Source organism: Candidatus Tenderia electrophaga (assembly GCA_001447805.1).
Classification (GTDB): Bacteria; Pseudomonadota; Gammaproteobacteria; order Tenderiales; family Tenderiaceae; genus Tenderia; species Tenderia electrophaga.
In genome coordinates this window covers 25,621-42,415 of sequence record CP013100.1, presented here as the reverse complement: position 1 = coordinate 42,415, position 16,795 = coordinate 25,621, and the positions used below count along the sequence as shown (strand labels likewise).

Here is a 16,795-nt window from a genome sequence, read left to right as displayed (position 1 = left end):
GGCTAATTACGATAGTGATTTCAAGTAACTGATTCCATCGTTCAACGAATCAAAGACAACGTTTGACGTTTCTTGCACAATTTTAAGGTAACGTCCTACATCAGGTGATTGATGAGATTTTTCGTCAACGAATATGATATGTTTGCCGAGTGCTGCGGCGTAACCAACCTCCAAGGAAAGGCCATACCCAGCTGGATTCGCGTCTTCAAAATACGCAAACACTATATCACTGCTATGGATAGCTTCTAAATCCCACTCTGTGTAAAGTCTTGGATCGGTGAGGTCATTTTTACTGGGATCCTTATATTCGAAACCATTAGCCTCTTTTATTACATCTTTCTGCCAACCCGAATAATGACCGCCAGACAGATATACGGTTTTCATTGGCTGGCCTGGGTTCTCGGCAGAGACCGTCGGCTTCAGGGTTGCAAAATAACTGTCTATTGGCAGGCGACGAGCCCGATCAAAAAACTCGCGCTCTCTCAGGATAAATGGTAGTGCGACAATTAGCGCAGTCATGAATAGTACTGCTGTGGAGCCTACCCCCTCCAAAATCCTCATATATGTCGGCAACCAAACGACTGATTGGATAACAGCAAGGAGAAGAATGCTTGTTGCAATCCCCTGGCTCAAAAGACTGAGAAACATAAATCTGATCGTAGTTTCTTTGTCAGATGAGTTTATGGATGACATCGCCACATTCCTTAATGTGCGCAGCGATGCATTCTCGGGATACTGAGCCTTAATGAATTGAAACGCCGCACCTTGCCGTAGCTTTTTATCAATCTCCGCGTTTGATAAAAGCATATCTTTAATACGTTTCGAAAGCACCCAAGAAATAAGTGTACTTGCTACAATACGAAGATATAGCGGGATAATAATGTAGCTCCCAAGCGCCGTGAGCGCGCTACCTGTTGCATACGACGCACCGACAAGGCTCCAATATCCGAGACTATTTGAAGGTGTATAACTTTTTACGAACGCATCTGGAAGAACAAAGTACAAGCCGACCAGGAATAGAAAGCCAGGCAACAGTTGCCCGATGATCTCAAAGAAAAACTTTTCAATTGCTGCAACTATATTTTCAGGGTTCATCTACATGCACTAATTATTACTTATCAAATTTCCGCCATTTATTTGTGACAAGCAAGGCACACCTTGGCCTTACCATATAGATCATCAATATCCAAAGGCTCGCTATCTGACCGTAGCGGGTTCGGTTGGGATTTGCTTTTCTGCCTGGCAAGACGCTGTTCATGATCTTCTTTGATTTGTTGAACACGTTCCGGCCTAGACAGCTCATCCAAAGATTCGCCCTGACTCCAGGTGAACGGAGAGCCGTGATCAACAGCGTTCTTCTCATAGGCTTTAGCTTCTTCGAACGCCTCGGGATGGCGCTCCATTAGGCGCACCCATTCAATTTTTTGCTGAAAGAAGCAAAAGGTGCAGCCACTGCGTGTTCGCCAAGAATAGTAATGCGGAAGCCCGAGACCGGCCCCCTCCAAAATATCCAGCACGCCAGCCTTATCTATCCCGGCTTCTTTGAAGGGTAACTTAATGATCAGATTTTCATCTTTCGAAGAATAACCCTCCCGATATTCTTCATCGCCACGAATTGCAACATAGCTGTATATTATTTTACCTTCTTCGAGCAAAGGCCGAACCCATTGCTCAAATGGTCTCAGCTTTAACTGTCGTGTACACCACCTCGTCTGTGCTGAAGGTAAAAATTCGTTGTATTGTTTTAACCAGAAATCAAAATCTCTGTCGGGATTTAGCTTGCGAATACGTTGGCCCAAGAATCCTTCTAGCCTGCCAAGGTACTCGTATACTTCGGGGAGTTCCTTACCTGTGTCGGTAAAGAAATATTCAATTTCAATGTCCGGGTGGTGCTGCCGCATGTAAACAGCAAGTGCAGCGCTATCTCGACCGCCGGACAATCCCAGAACGTGCATCTCATTTCCAGACATATCCTATGCGACCTTTCCGTTTCCTGTTTTTCGTTTCTCCACCTCGGGAGCCTGCATATACCGGGCGCTCAGCTCTGCCAAGGCGGCAAGAATAATGCTTCGGCTATTGGTATCAACTGAATCAAGCGTTTTCGAAACCCGGTCGATAAGATCGTTAATGGCATCCCTATCCGAGTCGATCACATCAAACTCTTCCAGTAGCGGGGCCGGTCTGCCTTCCATTCCAACCAAAACCGCCATCGCTTGGCGCTTTTCCGGGCGTCCTTTGATCCGTGTGAAAGTTTCGGCTCTGAGAAACTTCTGCGCCATATCCGCTAGCTCGATAGATGCTCGATCCATATCCGGGTCAACCCAATCTCTGGGCGGCTTGTTTGCTGCAAGACTTGCAATGCCCTCGAAGCCTTCATCATCTCCCTCAAATTGAGCCAAGCGCCCGACAAAAGCATCTAAACGGAAATCTCCGGCAAGTTCTTTAACATTCTCAGCCCGCTCACGAAGCTCCAAGAGAGACTGACGTGAAAGGTTAGGAACCTGTAGCTCGGCAAGAAGCATGTCCCTTTGCCGATGAACCATAAGAGGATATGCCTGCACCAACTCCTGCAACCCTTCCTTCACTATCGAGACGATATTACGAATGTCGTCTCTGTCGGATATGTCGGTTTTTTTGGAATTGACCAGTGCAGGGATATCGTCAAACAAAAATTTATTCGGGTCACGCGCGCGCTTGAAAATGTCGCGGACTTGAATAGCTCTTGCTGAAAGACGCATTGTCCGTTTCGTCCAGTTCGGCAATTTTTCATAGATCGCCACAAGACCACGGGCTACATCAATCGGCTGTAGGTGTTTTAGTTCGTTTTTCTCATCAAGGTCTCGTACAACGTCGGCCATATCGGATAGCATGCGACGTGAAATCTTATTCAGGTCCATCCAGCGCAGTTGGATCGTCTCGGCATCTTTGGCCATATACTCAACATCGACATCATCAAACCGCGCACGGAAAATACCTTCCCGATAGATAGCAAGATTCTCCCGCTGAGTGAGAATAAACGCGACCGACAGAACCGGCATCAATCCATCCTTAATCCCGTATGGCTGCTCCGCCCAGAGAGCATAAAGCTCTGAGATGGCAACCGAGCGTTTTTTATTCTTCTTTATGTACTGGATGGCTGCATTCCAGGCAGGAAAGAGCCTATATGTATCCGCCTCATTATCGGAGGGAGCTACAAAGCGCCACCCGTCTTTTGTTTCTGAGTACAGCCCTGTGGCTTCCAGCAACGAGGCGTAAAGACCGCCTTCTGCCGGATAACCGTCAATTCCCAAACGTGGTTCGCCCTCTCTTGTGATCATGTGCCGCAAGAGAGCGTTTTGCCCTGCAATAGCACTACTGGAGGGCTTTTGTCTGTTCAGAAGCTCATTGTGAAGTTTTGGACATTGATCATAACGTCTTTCTGCTAGATCGGAGGCGAGGCTATTCAGATCAGACTGGCGATAGTGTTTTGTAGAATGATGTTTTCGGCACCATTCGGCCTTATCGAGGGACTTCGTGAGTTCGGTTTCCAACTGTGCCTGCAAGTCTGCAAGTCTTGCTGTGACCTCTCGCCGCGCAACAGGATCACCCGCTAGCTCCGGATGATCATTATTCACTTTATCATGCGCCAATAATTCGCGGGCCAACATTACAACCGACCAGGCTCGTGGTGAATAGCCTGCCACGATGTCCCATTGGTCGCTCAATTTGGCTGCGTCCCGGCAAAGTGTTTTAACGTGCCCTTCCTCTTCACCCTCGGTCGGCACCACAAGCAGGAATTCGCCGATGACGCCATTCTTGGGTTTAAAGCGAGTCGCCACATCCATGACATCTTTGGCTGGCGTGATATTCACATCAAACCACCGCATAGCACCGGTTTCATGGTAGTGGCGTTTAGCCAGAATGGGCTGTAACCCTGCCAATGATTTGAGTGCATCAAAATCAAGCTCATCAATTTCGTCGAGTGCCACGCCTACGGCTTGATCAATATTGAAGTCACTACCGGCAAAAATGGCGTGTGCATTCTGGAACTTCTTGAAAATAGTCAGGGACCATTTATCCAGCCTCTCCAGTGCAGCCTTGAGATCCTTCGCACTAACATCAGGAAAGCATGTCTGGATGAGCCCAAAACTTGGAACGAGACCGGAGCGCTCTTTAAAGAGATCAACCACGGCTATCGTTTTTAGAAGATCAACTAAAAATCCATCACCTCCCAAAGCTTCACAGCGCTCCAATGCTTCTGCGGCGAGCGCCCAACGGTGACCATCCGGCGAGGCGAGAATGGAAGGCTCCAGATTGGCGCGTAAGTAATCCCAAAGTTTCGAAGGTGTATAGAGGTCTTCCTCATCAGCCGAACGTAAGTAGTCCTGAAAGCCATTCGGTTCTGCCGAATTGAGAAAACCAAAAATGCTGCGCTGGTTTTGACCAAACCGGCGACGGGAAATCGGTCCGAGCAGACAGGCAACAACCGGATGTAGCGGCCAACAATTTTTTAGCATCTCCGCTAGACGGTCGGCATCCTGACTGCGATCCTTTCGAGCTATCTTGGCAACAGCTTTAGATTGATCCTTAGCGCGAGGAGCCACATTATTATATTCAATCGCACGAGATATCAGGTCTATCTGTTCTTCGCCGATTGTGTTGACTGGCAGGTCAACAAAGCGTCCCTGAATTTTCGCCCATTCATCACGAAGCTCGTGTGAAAGACGGTGTGCATATTCGTCAAAGGCTTGGTGCAAAACACCGACGAACAAAAAACGGCCATTGCTTCGGGAGGCAGCCTCTGCGAGTTGCTGGAAAATATAAACATCCGAACCATCCTGCGCAGACGCCTCAAGGAATTTCCCCATTTCATCTACAAACAGGATTAAGCCGCCATGCGTCCTAGGTTTGCTCGTCGCAATATCCATTAAGCCGTCGACCACATGCCCTTCTGTCCAGCCCCCTTTGGGGCGACGGACAACGTATCCTGCTTCTTTTAAGGCTTCTCCAAGAACCTCGACGGGATCGTCTCTCCGGCCTACAACCGGTAGAACACGCCAACCTTTTGAGCCAGTCGGAAACGCCTTCCATATGGCATTGGTGAGCTTACGTCCAAAGACTTTTGCCGCCTCTTTCTGTAACTCCTGATTGCCATTGAGCAATGCACTCAGCGCGATTGCCAGACTAGATTTGCCGCTGCCGTAAGGGCCGGTCCACGTAAAAGCGCCTTGCCCGGCATCAGAGGCATGCTGGGCCATCGATATAAGAATGTCGGCGGAAGATTGCGGACAGATGAACCCATCAAGAGCATTCTTATCGCCGAAATCCGTATCAATGCGAATGGATTTTAGAAAACGTCGGGCGATGGCAACTTGATCAACTAACGCCACTATGCCGCCTCCCTGTCATTTAATCGTTCGAAGTCCTTTTGAACAAAATCTAGAGCATTACCGAAATCAAACTCAGGAGTACTAACAACCTGCTTAAGTCCCGCGGTCTCTGACCATCGCAGTGCATTATTAGTCACGCTATCTATATGAGATAGCCTGTCGGCAACATCATTTTCATCGAGCAAAAAGACGCGCCCCGGTGAGCCCGGCTCATGCACAATCGCTTCAAAAGAGAGTGTTGAAGACGCCGGGGAGAACTCCTTCCAAAATTCCAGCAAGGCATAGGCAAACGTGCCGTCACATAATGTGGTCTTCTGGCCGCGAACAAACCTGAATTCATCACGCTTTGAAACAGGCTTGATTAGCCCGAGTTCTGTAAGTGGACATTCAAGAGAGTCGTCTCTTCCCGCTTTTGCGGAAGACGGTTGCGCCGCATATGTGCGAACAAAACAAGCCACATCATTCTTAACCGTAGTTTGAGCGGCATTGGGCCAATCACGCAGTAAACGCTTTATGAATTTGTCCCGCTCAAAGGTTACGGCCGAGTAGTAACTAAACGCCCAATACCACGTCGTCTTTTTTTTCCATTCTGTTGCCAATTTCCAATGAATCAGCCATAACGAATTGGGGTGCTCCAGATAAGGATCAACCCCGTTGTCTCCGAATAGCAGTTGGCCGAGCGGAGTGGTCTTGACGTGATTAGTGCCTGACGGCTCCTCAATAATGCCTGCAACAGTGGCCCAATGGCGCATAGATGACACCATATTCTTACCCACACCAAAGTGCGCAATGGCATCGTCGCCCCAACATAGGGGCTTGTTGTCGGGATCTTGCTCGGTTTTAGATACGCGGTCAAAGCACTTCTTTAGCCATCCGTACCGTAACGGAAAGGTCTCATGCCCTGAAAATTGAGGCTTGTAGTCTTGTTGGTAGAGTGGCCCGCGCGCCATGGTCTTGTTCTCCTGGATGATCCGTCCAGGTGACTCTAATATAGGGCGTGTGCTATGGTCAATGTCTATCTGGGAGCTTCCCCCAGAAACCGGTCGAAATCTCAGCAGATTGGCAATTAGAATAATACCTCATAATACATTGATATTACTGTTAAATCATGAAAACACTGTATTTTGACTATCAAGCGTCTACACCTGTCTCAGACGAAATTATGCTCAAAATGCAACCATATTTCGCTGAATTCTTCGCTAACCCGCACGCATCAGATCACGTGCTTGGCTGGAAATCTGCGGCTGCGATCGAGAGCGCAGCGCAACAAATTGCCTGTCTCATCGGTGTCGATAACGATGAAGTAGTCTTTACCTCCGGGGCTACAGAGTCGAATAATCTGGCGTTGCTAGGCCTAGCCAAACGTGCTGTCCTCAAAGGTTCTCAGCGAAAGAGGATTCTTCTGAGCTCCATAGAGCACAAATGTGTTTTATCCGTTGGACGCATTCTGGAACGGCAATACGGATTTACCGTGGAATCCATACCTGTAGATAATAACGGCCATATTAACTTAGGCGACCTAGAGCAGCAGCTCGGAGATGATGTGCTCGTGGCCTCCATTATGGCCGTTAACAATGAAATCGGCTCCATGCAGAATATCACTAGTCTATCGGAGGCCGTTAGAGCTTATGGGGCTGTTTTTCATTGCGATGCATCCCAAGCGCCTATAGCCATGAATATGAAGAATTTCGGTCACAATGTTGATCTGCTAAGTCTATCTGGCCATAAAATGTACGGCCCCAAGGGTATTGGCGTACTTTATATTCGCCGTGAATTACAGGATAGCATCGAGCCATTAATATACGGAGGTGGTCAGCAACAAGGATTACGATCAGGCACTTTGCCTACACCGTTATGTGTTGGAATGGGGGCGGCCGCCGAGTATATGTGTACAAACCAGTTGGATCGATTGCGTAATGAATTACGTATTCGTCGAGATAAATTTGCGACAATGCTCACAACACTATCGTGGGACACTAATTTATATGGGCCCCCTATGGATCATCGTCACCCTGGAAACATTTCGATTGGCTTTCCCGGATTCAATGCGCAAGACATACTTGCAGTACTTCAGCCAAATATTGCAGCCTCAACCGGCTCGGCATGTACGTCGGGAATTCCGGAGCCGTCTCACGTGCTTAAAGCCATCGGCTTAACCAGTGAAGACGCAGACTCAGTTATACGGTTTAGTATTGGTTTTGAGACTACAGATTTAGAGCTGACTGAGGCTACAAGAATGATTGATGGGGCGCTAACTAAGCTATCAAACATCAGCCCAACAATCTAGGCAATTGAACCCTAATTGGTAGGACACCGTCTCTCACTTGGCGGAAAATGAATCCTGCAAAATAATAAGTAACTGCCAGATTAGGCCGCGACAACTACGGTTTATATTATCATTTGTCGATTTTGCCGCTTAACAAGCTCAGCCATCGCTCCTTTATCAGGCGCAAGTTTTCGGGCGTAAATGGCAGGCATTTCCGGGCGCTCCCAGTCCCCCGCCAGCATGATTTTCCCTAAATCGTCTGCCACTATTTCCTGGCAGTCACCAATGCGGCAAGATTGGCTGCTATAGTCGGGCATCAAGCCTGGATTTCACCATAAAAGCCAAGCACGTATTCAATCGTTATCCAGGTCATGACGTTCGGTTCGTTGTTGGCCCGGCCGTGCAACAGTCTCAGGAGCCTCGTCACTTACCCCAAGTTCGATGATATCGCCAGCGATTTCGCCACTCTCAATGGCGAGCACAAATGCAGCTTCTGTCCGCGACATGCCGGTCTGGGCCATAAGCGTCCGAATATCCGCTTCACGGTTTATCGCATCACTCATGCTCTTATCCCCCGTATGGTAATCAACAACTGCACAAACCCTTCCTTGTTGTCTTCCGATGGCTACTGAATAGACTTCAATGCCGTCCACTAATCCTCCGTGGTCCTGAGCGCGCCGTGTCTGGACAAAGTCGCGATAGGCGGGATTTCTCGCCTTACGGGAGGCATCGAGGCTGGCAGGGCAGATGTCCTTGGCTCGGTCTTAAGGATGTGGTCTTGGTGTGATTATGACCCAAGGGCATCATCTTTGTCGTCCAAAATCGCCGGAGCACACCAGATCCGAGCAAAAGGTCGCAGCGGCGCAGACTAACACCACCCAGTAGGAGAGGGAGTCGTGGGCAATGTAATAATTACAGAAGTCTTGGCAGGTCTGCTCGACGTGATTTGCATCCCGGCCGTGATGTGCCAACATTCAGGTCTATTGGGCGGGGAAACCGACAATGGTGGGATGGGGGTCCGATGCCGAGACGGCAATCCATATTCGAAGATTTGGTAGATATCACGTCCAAGCTACCCTGGTGGGTTGGGGTACTATTGGCCATTGCTAGTTACCTCTACTTCAGCCACGAAGCCTCGCAAGCCATCACACCTGACCCTGGGCATAGACCCGCATCGGTGGTGGGGCCGCAAATGCTCAAAACGTTCGCGACCTTTCTCCAATACCTCCTGCCCTTTGTCTTCGGGCTCGGCGCCCTTATGTCGCTTATCGCCCGCAGTAAACGTGCTTCGCTTCACTGCCGCGTCGCCAGCGTTGATTCGCCCACTGTTCTGGACGGCATGTCCTGGTCTGAATTCGAGATGCTGGTCGGAGAGGCCTACCGCCGCCAGGGCTATGATGTGCGTGAGCTGGGCGGCGACGGGCCGGACGGCGGGGTGGATCTCGTGCTGACCAAGCCGGGCGAGAAGCTGTTGGTCCAGTGCAAGCAGTGGAAGGCGTTCAAGGTAGGGGTCAAGGTGGTGCGCGAACTTTACGGCGTCATGACATCGGTATTGTCTATATGCCGGGGGTAACCGGTCAGGCCCAAGCCCAGTTATGCGTTTCGGCCCATGAGGTTTGGTTGCGGTGCGAAGTGCGCAACGATTGGACAACGCATCAGTTCGAGACCAAACCCTTTATGGTGAAGGACATCTGCCCGATCGAACTGATGCCGCGCGAGCCGTCGCGCCTGCCCGGCCGTATAAGCCGAACCTGGCTCAGGCCTTATGCGGATCGCTGCCGGGCGCTTATGCAGGCACGGGCGATTTACGACGTGTTGTATAGTGCGGCGATTGATATGGAGCGCTCGATGCCGAATGAACGCCTCGCGCTCTTTGATCGTATGTGGTTTTCCCGGATTGACGCAGGTTCGCTCGCATCGGTCAGACAAGCCTGGCGACGGGTGGATACCGACTTGGAACGCTGGGAGCAGGAACTCGAGGCGGAGATGGCCAGCCTGTGCCAGGACGTATTGGGCGTCACCGTCGGGGATATCGTCGTTGTCGAACAGCGCGGAAAGCCGGTTCGGATTGCGGTCGAAGGGATGTCCACACTGGCCTCGGATGAGGAGGTGACGTTTTTGCTATGGGGCAAGCGCTTTCGCAAGGACGGCTTGCCGGGGAAGCGGGACGAACATTTCAGCATCGCGGTGGAGAATGATTGTGACAAGTGAGCGAAGAGAGGGCCTTTGAAGCATTCCGCGCCGCCTGTATGAACATGTCCAGGGCACAAAAGCGTGCCACGCGGTTGCGCCGGTACCACCCCCATGGTTAACATAAACACACAAATTTGGGGGATACATGGGGTTGATCAATAGGACGCATCGCGGGTGCCGGGCACTCCTCGCGTGTTTGCTTCTGATGCCCGGTGCGGCGGTTTCCGTGCCGGTCGTTCCTGATGGTTATGCCGTGGAACTCTTTGCCCAAAGAGTGGGGGCCGTCACCGGCTTAGCCATGGATGATCAGGGCAATCTGTACGCCGCCGATTATGATGGCGGGCGGATCCTCAAGCTTAACGGCCCTGCCGACCTCGACATCTATGCCAGCGGCATAGACAAGCCCACCGACCTTGCCTTCGACGCGGATGGACGGCTGTATGTTGCCTCCAGCACGTCCAGCCGAGGCGACGTCTTTGAGGTGTTGGCCGACGGCTCCACGTCACTGTTCGCCTCGGGCTTTTCCTTCCCCACCTCCATCGAGGCTTGGGGCGGCGAATTCTTCGTCAGCAACAGCGGCGACGGCACCGTGTCGCGCATCGACAATTTAGGCAATGATTCGGTATTTCTTTCCGGTCTGAGTGCTCCGAACGGGCCCTACGGGATCTCCTTGTCCGACTCCGGCCAGATGTATTTCATCGACCACGGCAGCGGCACGGTCTACGGCGCAGACGCCTTGGGCAACCGGACGCAGCTAGGGAAAGTCACCGCGCTGGGCGGCACGTTCACCGGCATCGGCTTCGGCGGGCGGTTGTTTATTAGCGACGTCAACCTAGGCGCTCTGATGTTCCTGAATGATCAAAACGTGCTCGAGACCTTCGCCACCGGCTTTGCAGGCAAGGGCAATGCGCCCTTCATCGGGCCGAACGATTTCGTGTTCGACGGTGGTGGCAACATGTTCGTGGGCGATGCAGATAAGATTTGGCGGATCACCGCCCACTCCGTGCCAGAACCGATCTCGGCGCTATTGATCACGCTGGGATTGATCGGGCTAAGTGCCTCGCGAAAGTCTTCATCGGATGATTTGAATGAGGGAGTGGACTTTTGGTTATGGAAACGGACCCACAGGTTATCCTTGATCTTGCGCGCAAGCGATGCCTCAACTAGTGGTGGGATGTGGGGCGTAAATGAATAAAGGCGAACGAGTTAGACACAAGTCACGTCCAGATTTCGGGATTGGAGAGCTCATTGAGATTCATCCTGATGGACACTGTACAGCAATTTTTCCAAACGGATCCTTCAGCGGGATCCCATTGGATAGTTTAATTTCTGTGGAGGAAGATCTTCGCATTGAAGCACGGCGGCAACTAAAAGCAGAGGTGCTAGATCTTCTGAACGTATGCGAATATACCAAGGCAGATAATCTATATAGCAATGAGTGCGTCGAATGGTGGCCGGTCGCTGAATACCAGATAGCCGTATCCCGCGCAAAGAAAGAGCAAGCTCGGAAGGTCGCAGAAGAAGATGCTCGCAAGATCGCCGTAGCACGCAGGAAAATTCGCGAACAAGTTCAGGGACTACTTGATGAGGCCAATTACCGTGAAGCCGATCATTGTTACGAGGCCAGCTGCGCTGACTGGTGGGCTCGAATCGACTATGAAGCCGCAAAGTCAGAAGCGCAGTTCATGCATCACTTCATTAATACCTTCCGCAATGGATCAATGGCAGATCTGGACACCATTTATAACAATCGTGCTGAGTTCGTGGAATTTTCTACAGACGATTTCATCACACTTAAACTTCCGAAGGTGCGCAGTCATCTCACTGCCATCGGAATGCGATTAGATGAAGAGCAGGAGCGAGCCAATGCACGCCCCGAATCTCGTGTCCTAATCAAGGCTCGAGCCGGATCAGGAAAAACACGTACGTTGTGTGCGCGCGCGGCATTGGCGATACGTGATGAGCGTCTGACGCCTAATCAGGTCATGATTTTGGCCTTCAACAAGGCTGCTGCTGTTGAGGTGAAGCACCGTATCCAGAAGACAAGTGGCATCCCTGACTATCAAAACGCCAGGACTTTCCACAGCCTTGCCTACCAGCTCGTCAAGCCCAAACGGAAACTGCTATTTGATACTGGCGGCCATCCTTCTGCCCGCGAACAGAGCCGCTTCGTTCAGCGCATGATGCAACGAATCCTAAACCCCGCATTCAAGGAAGCGATGGTTGAGTTTTTTCGGAAGGAACTAGAGCAGATTGAAAATATCGGTCGAGACCTGCCGCCCAAAGAATATCTGCAATTTCGCCGGGCTTTAGAGTTGGTAACTCTACGCGGTGAAAGAGTAAAATCCAACGGCGAGAAGTTCATCGCCGACTTTCTGTTCGAACATGGGATCGAGTATCGGTACGAACGCGCTTGGGAATGGAAAAGCGACTTCCTGGACGGCGCGACATACAAGCCCGATTTTTCCATCGTCGCGAACGGACATGATTACATCCTTGAGCACTGGGCGATCGACCCGGAGAATCGTAATGCGGATCTGCCAGAACATTGGGATATATCCACAGAACAATACCGGAAACAAATCTTGGACAAAAGAGCGTTTTGGGAATCAAAGGGTAAGCCACTGCTAGAAACGCATGCCGGCTTGGCGCTAGATGGTCGAAAGACGTTTGAGAGCCGGATAAGGAGCGTTCTCCAAAGAGCCGGCATCCGGTGCCAACGACTTCCAAAGGACGAGATCATCGGCCGTGTCTTCGAAAAAGACTTCGCCATATCCCGGATGGCAGAGCTATTCATGCAGTTCATTCAGCGCGCCAAAAAGCGCGGCTGGTCGGCCGACGTAATCGCCTGCCGCATTGCGGAAAAGCCAGACAAGGAGCCCCGTGCCAGGATGTTCCATCAACTCGCCTTGCGCGCGTACCGTGAATATGAAGATATGTTAGACGAGCATCAAGCCATGGACTTTGATGACCTCCTCGTGCAAGCGGCTGAGGAGGTAGAGGCCCGCGGATCATCGGCCAGTATTCACCTTGGGCAGGGCCGAATGCAACCACTTGGCAATCTTAGGTGGATTTTGTTGGACGAGTTCCAAGACTTCTCCGAACTGTATTTTAGAATGCTTGGCGCAATCTTAAGGGCCAACCCAAGTATCCGATTAGTGGCGGTTGGTGACGACTGGCAAGCTATCAACGCCTTTGCCGGGGCAGAACTTCGTTTTTATGAGCGATTTGGCGAATACTTTCCTAACGCAGAGACAGTTGGAGTTACGACCAACTACCGAAGTAATCGGTCAGTTGTCACCGCCGGAAACCAACTGATGAACGGACGCGGAACTCCGGCAAAGGTCAGTCGATTAGCACAGGGGCATATTGAAACGAAATATCTCGGTGATGTTTGGATTGAGTTCCGGCCGGGAGATCAGTTTCGGGAGAAGCGAGAGTCCGACTATCTATATCTTTTACCACGATCTGATGGGAAAAACCCGTCCGAGTTCGCGTTACGGCAAGCACAGGCATTGAAGCAATGTACACAGATTATTCTTGGTTCACCGGATCAGAAAACCATACTATTGGCCCGCACCGGCAAAGTCTATGGAATCGAGCTAGCAGACTTCAGAGCTCGGCTGATCAAGATATTGTCTACCCTCAGAAAGGTGAAGCCAGAGAGTCTAGAAAAGTGTATTAACACAATGACTGCGCATAGTTCGAAAGGCCAAGAAGCGCACCGAGTCATTATTCTGGATGTCACATGGCGGCAATTTCCAAAAATACATCCGGATAACCTTCTGTTCGAACTATTTGGCGTGACACCCCATGCTGTGCTTGAAGAAGAGCGACGGCTATTTTACGTAGCCATGACTCGAGCTGAGCACTGCCTGTACATGTTAACGGACAAAGGTACGGAGTCACCTTTCCTCAATCCCATAAAGAATAAGTCGATGATGGACGCAGACCTAAATAAATGCGGCCTCAACAAGTCACCTTCATTAGGTAGTTTTGGGGCAAAGATCCGGACACGGATCGAGACGTCTGGCGCGCTTACCGAAACCGCATCAACACCAAGAACAAAGGACATGAGTCCATGGGTTCTTGTACGCGCAAACGTATCCCCTTGCCTCCGAGATCTGGTCTCTGCACTTCAGGAATCTGGCGCGCCAGCACCAGACACGGAGTATTATTTGCCGGGCGAAGACGACTTATTTTCTGAGCTGGCATGGCCAGAGGCATCGCCACCTGTAGCCATTTTGACTGAGGAGCAGATGGTCAATTCGGAGAGATGGGTCTCCCGCGGGTGGAAAATACCTAGCCCGGATCTACCGATTGAAACTATTGTGGCGGGAATAAAGTACTACGCGCTCAGCCGAAACTAATTCAATTTAGCTGAGTTAGTTTTCCTCATCTTTAATTCCAATTGCCGCCGCCCCTGTTCCTATCGTAATTAACAATGCTGAAATAATTTGGAGGATCCACGCACCAACAACGACGCCACCAATCAACATAAGGCCAGTCGCCATCGAAGTTGTGAATAGTGTATATATTCCAAAAATGAATATCGCGAGCAGAGCTATGCCGCCAAATACTTGCAGTAGATATCCAAGCCCCAGAAATAACGTCATTATTGCGAATCTCATTGGTAATCCCCTTTTTACTATAAGCCAACCAATAAGAAATATATCGGCTTAACAAGCCATATTATGAAGCTTTTACTGGATACATATACCAAAGCGGCCGATAAGGACGATGGGGCATATCACGGTAGTGAGTCAACGAAAAATGATGCTGCGTTCGGTATTATCAGGTTTATTTCTTTTATTTTATTCGATCACCTTGGTATGGGCAGGAGTGTATAGCCCGCCCGGCCTATACGATGTAGAGCACCAGACCTTTGATAATGGCCTTCAAGTCATTCTCAAACCCCGCGACACTGCTCGTACCGTTTCTATTAGATTGGCGGTGGGTGTAGGATTTTCCGACTTCCCCTGCGGCAGGCGAGAAACTCCGCATTTTCTTGAACATTTACTATTCGCGGGCACCTCCAATCACACAGAAGCGGAGCTGGACGCGCTTATCCGCGATTACGGGGGGTATTGGAACGCAACGACTTCGACGGACGACACAATATATGAAGTCGATCTCTACAGCCCCTATACGGATGAAGGGCTGGATCTCCTTTATGAGATAGTAACGGATTCGACCATGAGCGAGGAGCGCGTGGCCGTTACCCGCGACATCATCCACCGCGAGAGCGGGGGAAAGCCCTCTAACTTGGATGCCTGGCTTTACGACAATGGGATTGGCAAATCGGGACTGGACAAAGCCGCGCAATTTTTATCTCAAGGCTGCACGCGTAAGGAAACTGCCGAAAATATTACACGAGACGATATCGTGGCGACTTTCAATCGCTATTATGTTCCTAACAACATGACACTGATCGTCGTGGGTGATTTTTTGCCACACCGTGTCAGGGAGAAAATCATACAGACCTTCGGTCGGTTACCCGCCTCTACGGTTTCTCGCGTATCACAGAGACTGGCAACAGCGTACACCGGACCGCTACGCCTCTCGGGCACCCTCAACCCTCCGTTAGGCAGTGATGCCTGGATCGCGTTGGCCTTCCCTACAAATGGTTTTCGGGGTAGTGATTATTATGCCCACACTTTGATCGCAACATATCTGGACTTCGTCCTCTATGACGCCTTGAGAACCGAATCTGGCCTGGCGTATGCGCCCTCAGTTGAACTGGTCAATAACCTCGAACACGGCGCACTTCTACTTAGTGCTGATGTAGATCTCGAGCACGTACAGGATGCGACAGCGATCATCCAGCGAGAACTCGACAAACTGCGAACCGACCCGCTGGACGCATCAAGCTTTGAAGCCGTCAAACGTCAAGAGCTTCTAAGCCGGGTACAGGGGATAGAGGCCAACAGCGACATCGCTGACTACTATGCAAATTCTGCATTTGAGCTGAAGCTTTACGGGGATTTCGTGGACGAAGAGGAACGCATCACGGCCCTAACACCGGCGGATATACATAAAGCCGCACAACAGCTGTTTTCGCCGGACAAACAGCTTGTGATCATTAATGAGCCCACCCTGACCTATGGGCAACTGGCATTGCTGCTAGCCGGACTATGTACTTTTTTAGCTCTGATTGTATTTCGCAGGAAATTGTTTAAAAAGAACGCATAAGGGCGACAGCCATGCACGAGGTATTTATAATATTCTAATGTGCGGACGCTATAACATCATCACCGACGCCCAGGCCTTAGTTGATTATTTCGACGTGCTGAATGAAATCGATTTTTCGCCACGCTACAACATCGCACCCTCCCAGGACGTTCCCGTCGTTCGGCAGCAGGACGCCGGGCGGGAATTGGCGCTGCTGCACTGGGGGCTGATCCCTTTCTGGGCCAAGGATGAGAAGCTCAAATACAGTATGATCAACGCCCGGGCCGACACGGTGCACGAGAAACCTGCCTACCGCGAGGCGTTCAAGAAGCGCCGCTGCCTGATTCCGGCAAGTGGTTTCTATGAGTGGCGCAAAGAGAAGGGGCGCAAGCAGCCCTACAACATCCGGCTGAAGGATACCGACATCTTCGCCTTCGCCGGGCTGTGGGAGCATTGGGAGGGTCCGGAGGGCGAGGTGATTGATTCCTGCTCGATTATCGTGACCGAGGCGAACAAACTCATCGAGCCTATCCATGACCGGATGCCGGTGATACTTTCGACCAAAGGTTACGATACTTGGCTCGACCCGGACAACCACAACACGAACACGCTTCGCGACCTGCTCACACCCTACCCGCCTGCGAAGATGGAGTGCTATCCAGTAAGCACTGTGGTCAACAATGCACGGAACGAAGGGGCGGATTTGATTAAGGAAAAATACTAACGTTCATCATCGCCAGACGGTCCGCGCCAGCAAGTACCTGGGGAAAACTGCCCAGCCGCGGAATGACTGCGG

14 protein-coding genes are annotated in these 16,795 nt (G+C 50.8%); 7 read left to right on the top strand and 7 right to left on the bottom strand.

Annotation, left to right across the window (positions count from 1 at the left end; translation table 11 throughout):
• Nucleotides 1-6: 6 nt before the first annotated feature.
• From Tel_16940 to Tel_16925, 4 genes are read right to left on the bottom strand one after another with little or no spacing between them, the layout of a single operon-like run.
• Complete coding sequence (locus Tel_16940; GenBank protein ID ALP54942.1) at nucleotides 7-1,095, bottom strand: hypothetical protein; 1,089 nt, start codon at nucleotides 1,093-1,095, stop codon at nucleotides 7-9.
• 38 nt (nucleotides 1,096-1,133) lie between these two features.
• Nucleotides 1,134-1,970 (bottom strand): hypothetical protein, encoded by an 837-nt coding sequence (locus tag Tel_16935; GenBank protein ID ALP54941.1) that lies wholly within the window; start codon nucleotides 1,968-1,970, stop codon nucleotides 1,134-1,136.
• Nucleotides 1,971-1,973: 3 nt separating this feature from the next.
• Complete coding sequence (locus tag Tel_16930) at nucleotides 1,974-5,369, bottom strand: ATP-binding protein (GenBank protein ID ALP54940.1); 3,396 nt, start codon at nucleotides 5,367-5,369, stop codon at nucleotides 1,974-1,976.
• Entirely contained in the window at nucleotides 5,369-6,319 is a 951-nt protein-coding gene (locus Tel_16925) for a hypothetical protein (GenBank protein ALP54939.1), read from the bottom strand. The genes Tel_16930 and Tel_16925 overlap by 1 nt, the downstream gene beginning before the upstream one ends.
• 158 nt (nucleotides 6,320-6,477) lie before the next feature.
• On the opposite strand from Tel_16925, the gene Tel_16920 reads away from it, so the two are divergent.
• On the top strand, nucleotides 6,478-7,656 hold the full coding sequence (locus Tel_16920) for a cysteine sulfinate desulfinase (protein ID ALP54938.1): 1,179 nt from the start codon (nucleotides 6,478-6,480) through the stop codon (nucleotides 7,654-7,656).
• A 101-nt stretch (nucleotides 7,657-7,757) separates the two neighbouring features.
• On the opposite strand, the gene Tel_16915 is transcribed toward Tel_16920, so the two are convergent.
• Both Tel_16915 and Tel_16910 read right to left on the bottom strand, forming a co-directional pair.
• Nucleotides 7,758-7,952, bottom strand: a complete 195-nt coding sequence (locus Tel_16915; protein ID ALP54937.1) for a hypothetical protein — start codon at nucleotides 7,950-7,952, stop codon at nucleotides 7,758-7,760.
• 36 nt (nucleotides 7,953-7,988) lie between these two features.
• A complete protein-coding gene (locus tag Tel_16910; GenBank protein ID ALP54936.1) occupies nucleotides 7,989-8,288 on the bottom strand; it encodes a hypothetical protein in 300 nt (99 codons plus the stop codon).
• A 368-nt stretch (nucleotides 8,289-8,656) separates the two neighbouring features.
• Here Tel_16910 and Tel_16905 point away from each other — a divergent pair, with 368 nt between their 5' ends.
• The 4 genes from Tel_16905 to Tel_16890 all read left to right on the top strand — a co-directional run bounded on the left by Tel_16905 (nucleotide 8,657) and on the right by Tel_16890 (nucleotide 14,198).
• Nucleotides 8,657-9,208 carry a hypothetical protein gene (locus Tel_16905; protein ALP54935.1) on the top strand — a complete coding sequence of 184 codons (552 nt, stop codon included), beginning with the start codon at nucleotides 8,657-8,659 and terminating at the stop codon, nucleotides 9,206-9,208.
• Nucleotides 9,196-9,846: a hypothetical protein gene (locus Tel_16900; protein ALP54934.1), complete on the top strand. Its 651-nt coding sequence runs from the start codon at nucleotides 9,196-9,198 to the stop codon at nucleotides 9,844-9,846. Before Tel_16905 ends, Tel_16900 begins: the two co-directional genes overlap by 13 nt.
• A gap of 280 nt (nucleotides 9,847-10,126) precedes the next feature.
• A complete protein-coding gene (locus tag Tel_16895; GenBank protein ID ALP54933.1) occupies nucleotides 10,127-11,023 on the top strand; it encodes a hypothetical protein in 897 nt (298 codons plus the stop codon).
• Between the two features lie 118 nt (nucleotides 11,024-11,141).
• Entirely contained in the window at nucleotides 11,142-14,198 is a 3,057-nt protein-coding gene (locus Tel_16890) for a hypothetical protein (protein ALP54932.1), read from the top strand.
• Between the two features lie 15 nt (nucleotides 14,199-14,213).
• On the opposite strand, the gene Tel_16885 is transcribed toward Tel_16890, so the two are convergent.
• Nucleotides 14,214-14,459 (bottom strand): hypothetical protein, encoded by a 246-nt coding sequence (locus Tel_16885; GenBank protein ID ALP54931.1) that lies wholly within the window; start codon nucleotides 14,457-14,459, stop codon nucleotides 14,214-14,216.
• A gap of 109 nt (nucleotides 14,460-14,568) precedes the next feature.
• On the opposite strand from Tel_16885, the gene Tel_16880 reads away from it, so the two are divergent.
• Both Tel_16880 and Tel_16875 read left to right on the top strand, forming a co-directional pair.
• The gene (locus Tel_16880; protein ID ALP54930.1) at nucleotides 14,569-16,020 is read left to right on the top strand and encodes a hypothetical protein; all 1,452 of its coding nucleotides are present in this window, start codon (nucleotides 14,569-14,571) and stop codon (nucleotides 16,018-16,020) included.
• 37 nt (nucleotides 16,021-16,057) lie between these two features.
• On the top strand, nucleotides 16,058-16,723 hold the full coding sequence (locus tag Tel_16875) for a hypothetical protein (protein ID ALP54929.1): 666 nt from the start codon (nucleotides 16,058-16,060) through the stop codon (nucleotides 16,721-16,723).
• Nucleotides 16,724-16,795: the final 72 nt, after the last annotated feature.

What these genes read in the sequence shown, in the direction of transcription:
- Tel_16915 (ALP54937.1), bottom strand. Translation starts at nt 7,952, where the DNA reads ATGCCCGACTATAGCAGCCAATCTTGCCGCATTGGTGACTGCCAGGAA.
- Tel_16935 (ALP54941.1), bottom strand. Translation starts at nt 1,970, where the DNA reads ATGTCTGGAAATGAGATGCACGTTCTGGGATTGTCCGGCGGTCGAGAT.
- Tel_16895 (ALP54933.1), top strand. Translation starts at nt 10,127, where the DNA reads ATGGATGATCAGGGCAATCTGTACGCCGCCGATTATGATGGCGGGCGG.
- Tel_16925 (ALP54939.1), bottom strand. Translation starts at nt 6,319, where the DNA reads ATGGCGCGCGGGCCACTCTACCAACAAGACTACAAGCCTCAATTTTCA.
- Tel_16880 (ALP54930.1), top strand. Translation starts at nt 14,569, where the DNA reads ATGGGGCATATCACGGTAGTGAGTCAACGAAAAATGATGCTGCGTTCG.
- Tel_16905 (ALP54935.1), top strand. Translation starts at nt 8,657, where the DNA reads ATGCCGAGACGGCAATCCATATTCGAAGATTTGGTAGATATCACGTCC.
- Tel_16885 (ALP54931.1), bottom strand. Translation starts at nt 14,459, where the DNA reads ATGAGATTCGCAATAATGACGTTATTTCTGGGGCTTGGATATCTACTG.
- Tel_16940 (ALP54942.1), bottom strand. Translation starts at nt 1,095, where the DNA reads ATGAACCCTGAAAATATAGTTGCAGCAATTGAAAAGTTTTTCTTTGAG.
- Tel_16900 (ALP54934.1), top strand. Translation starts at nt 9,196, where the DNA reads ATGCCGGGGGTAACCGGTCAGGCCCAAGCCCAGTTATGCGTTTCGGCC.
- Tel_16875 (ALP54929.1), top strand. Translation starts at nt 16,058, where the DNA reads ATGTGCGGACGCTATAACATCATCACCGACGCCCAGGCCTTAGTTGAT.
- Tel_16920 (ALP54938.1), top strand. Translation starts at nt 6,478, where the DNA reads ATGAAAACACTGTATTTTGACTATCAAGCGTCTACACCTGTCTCAGAC.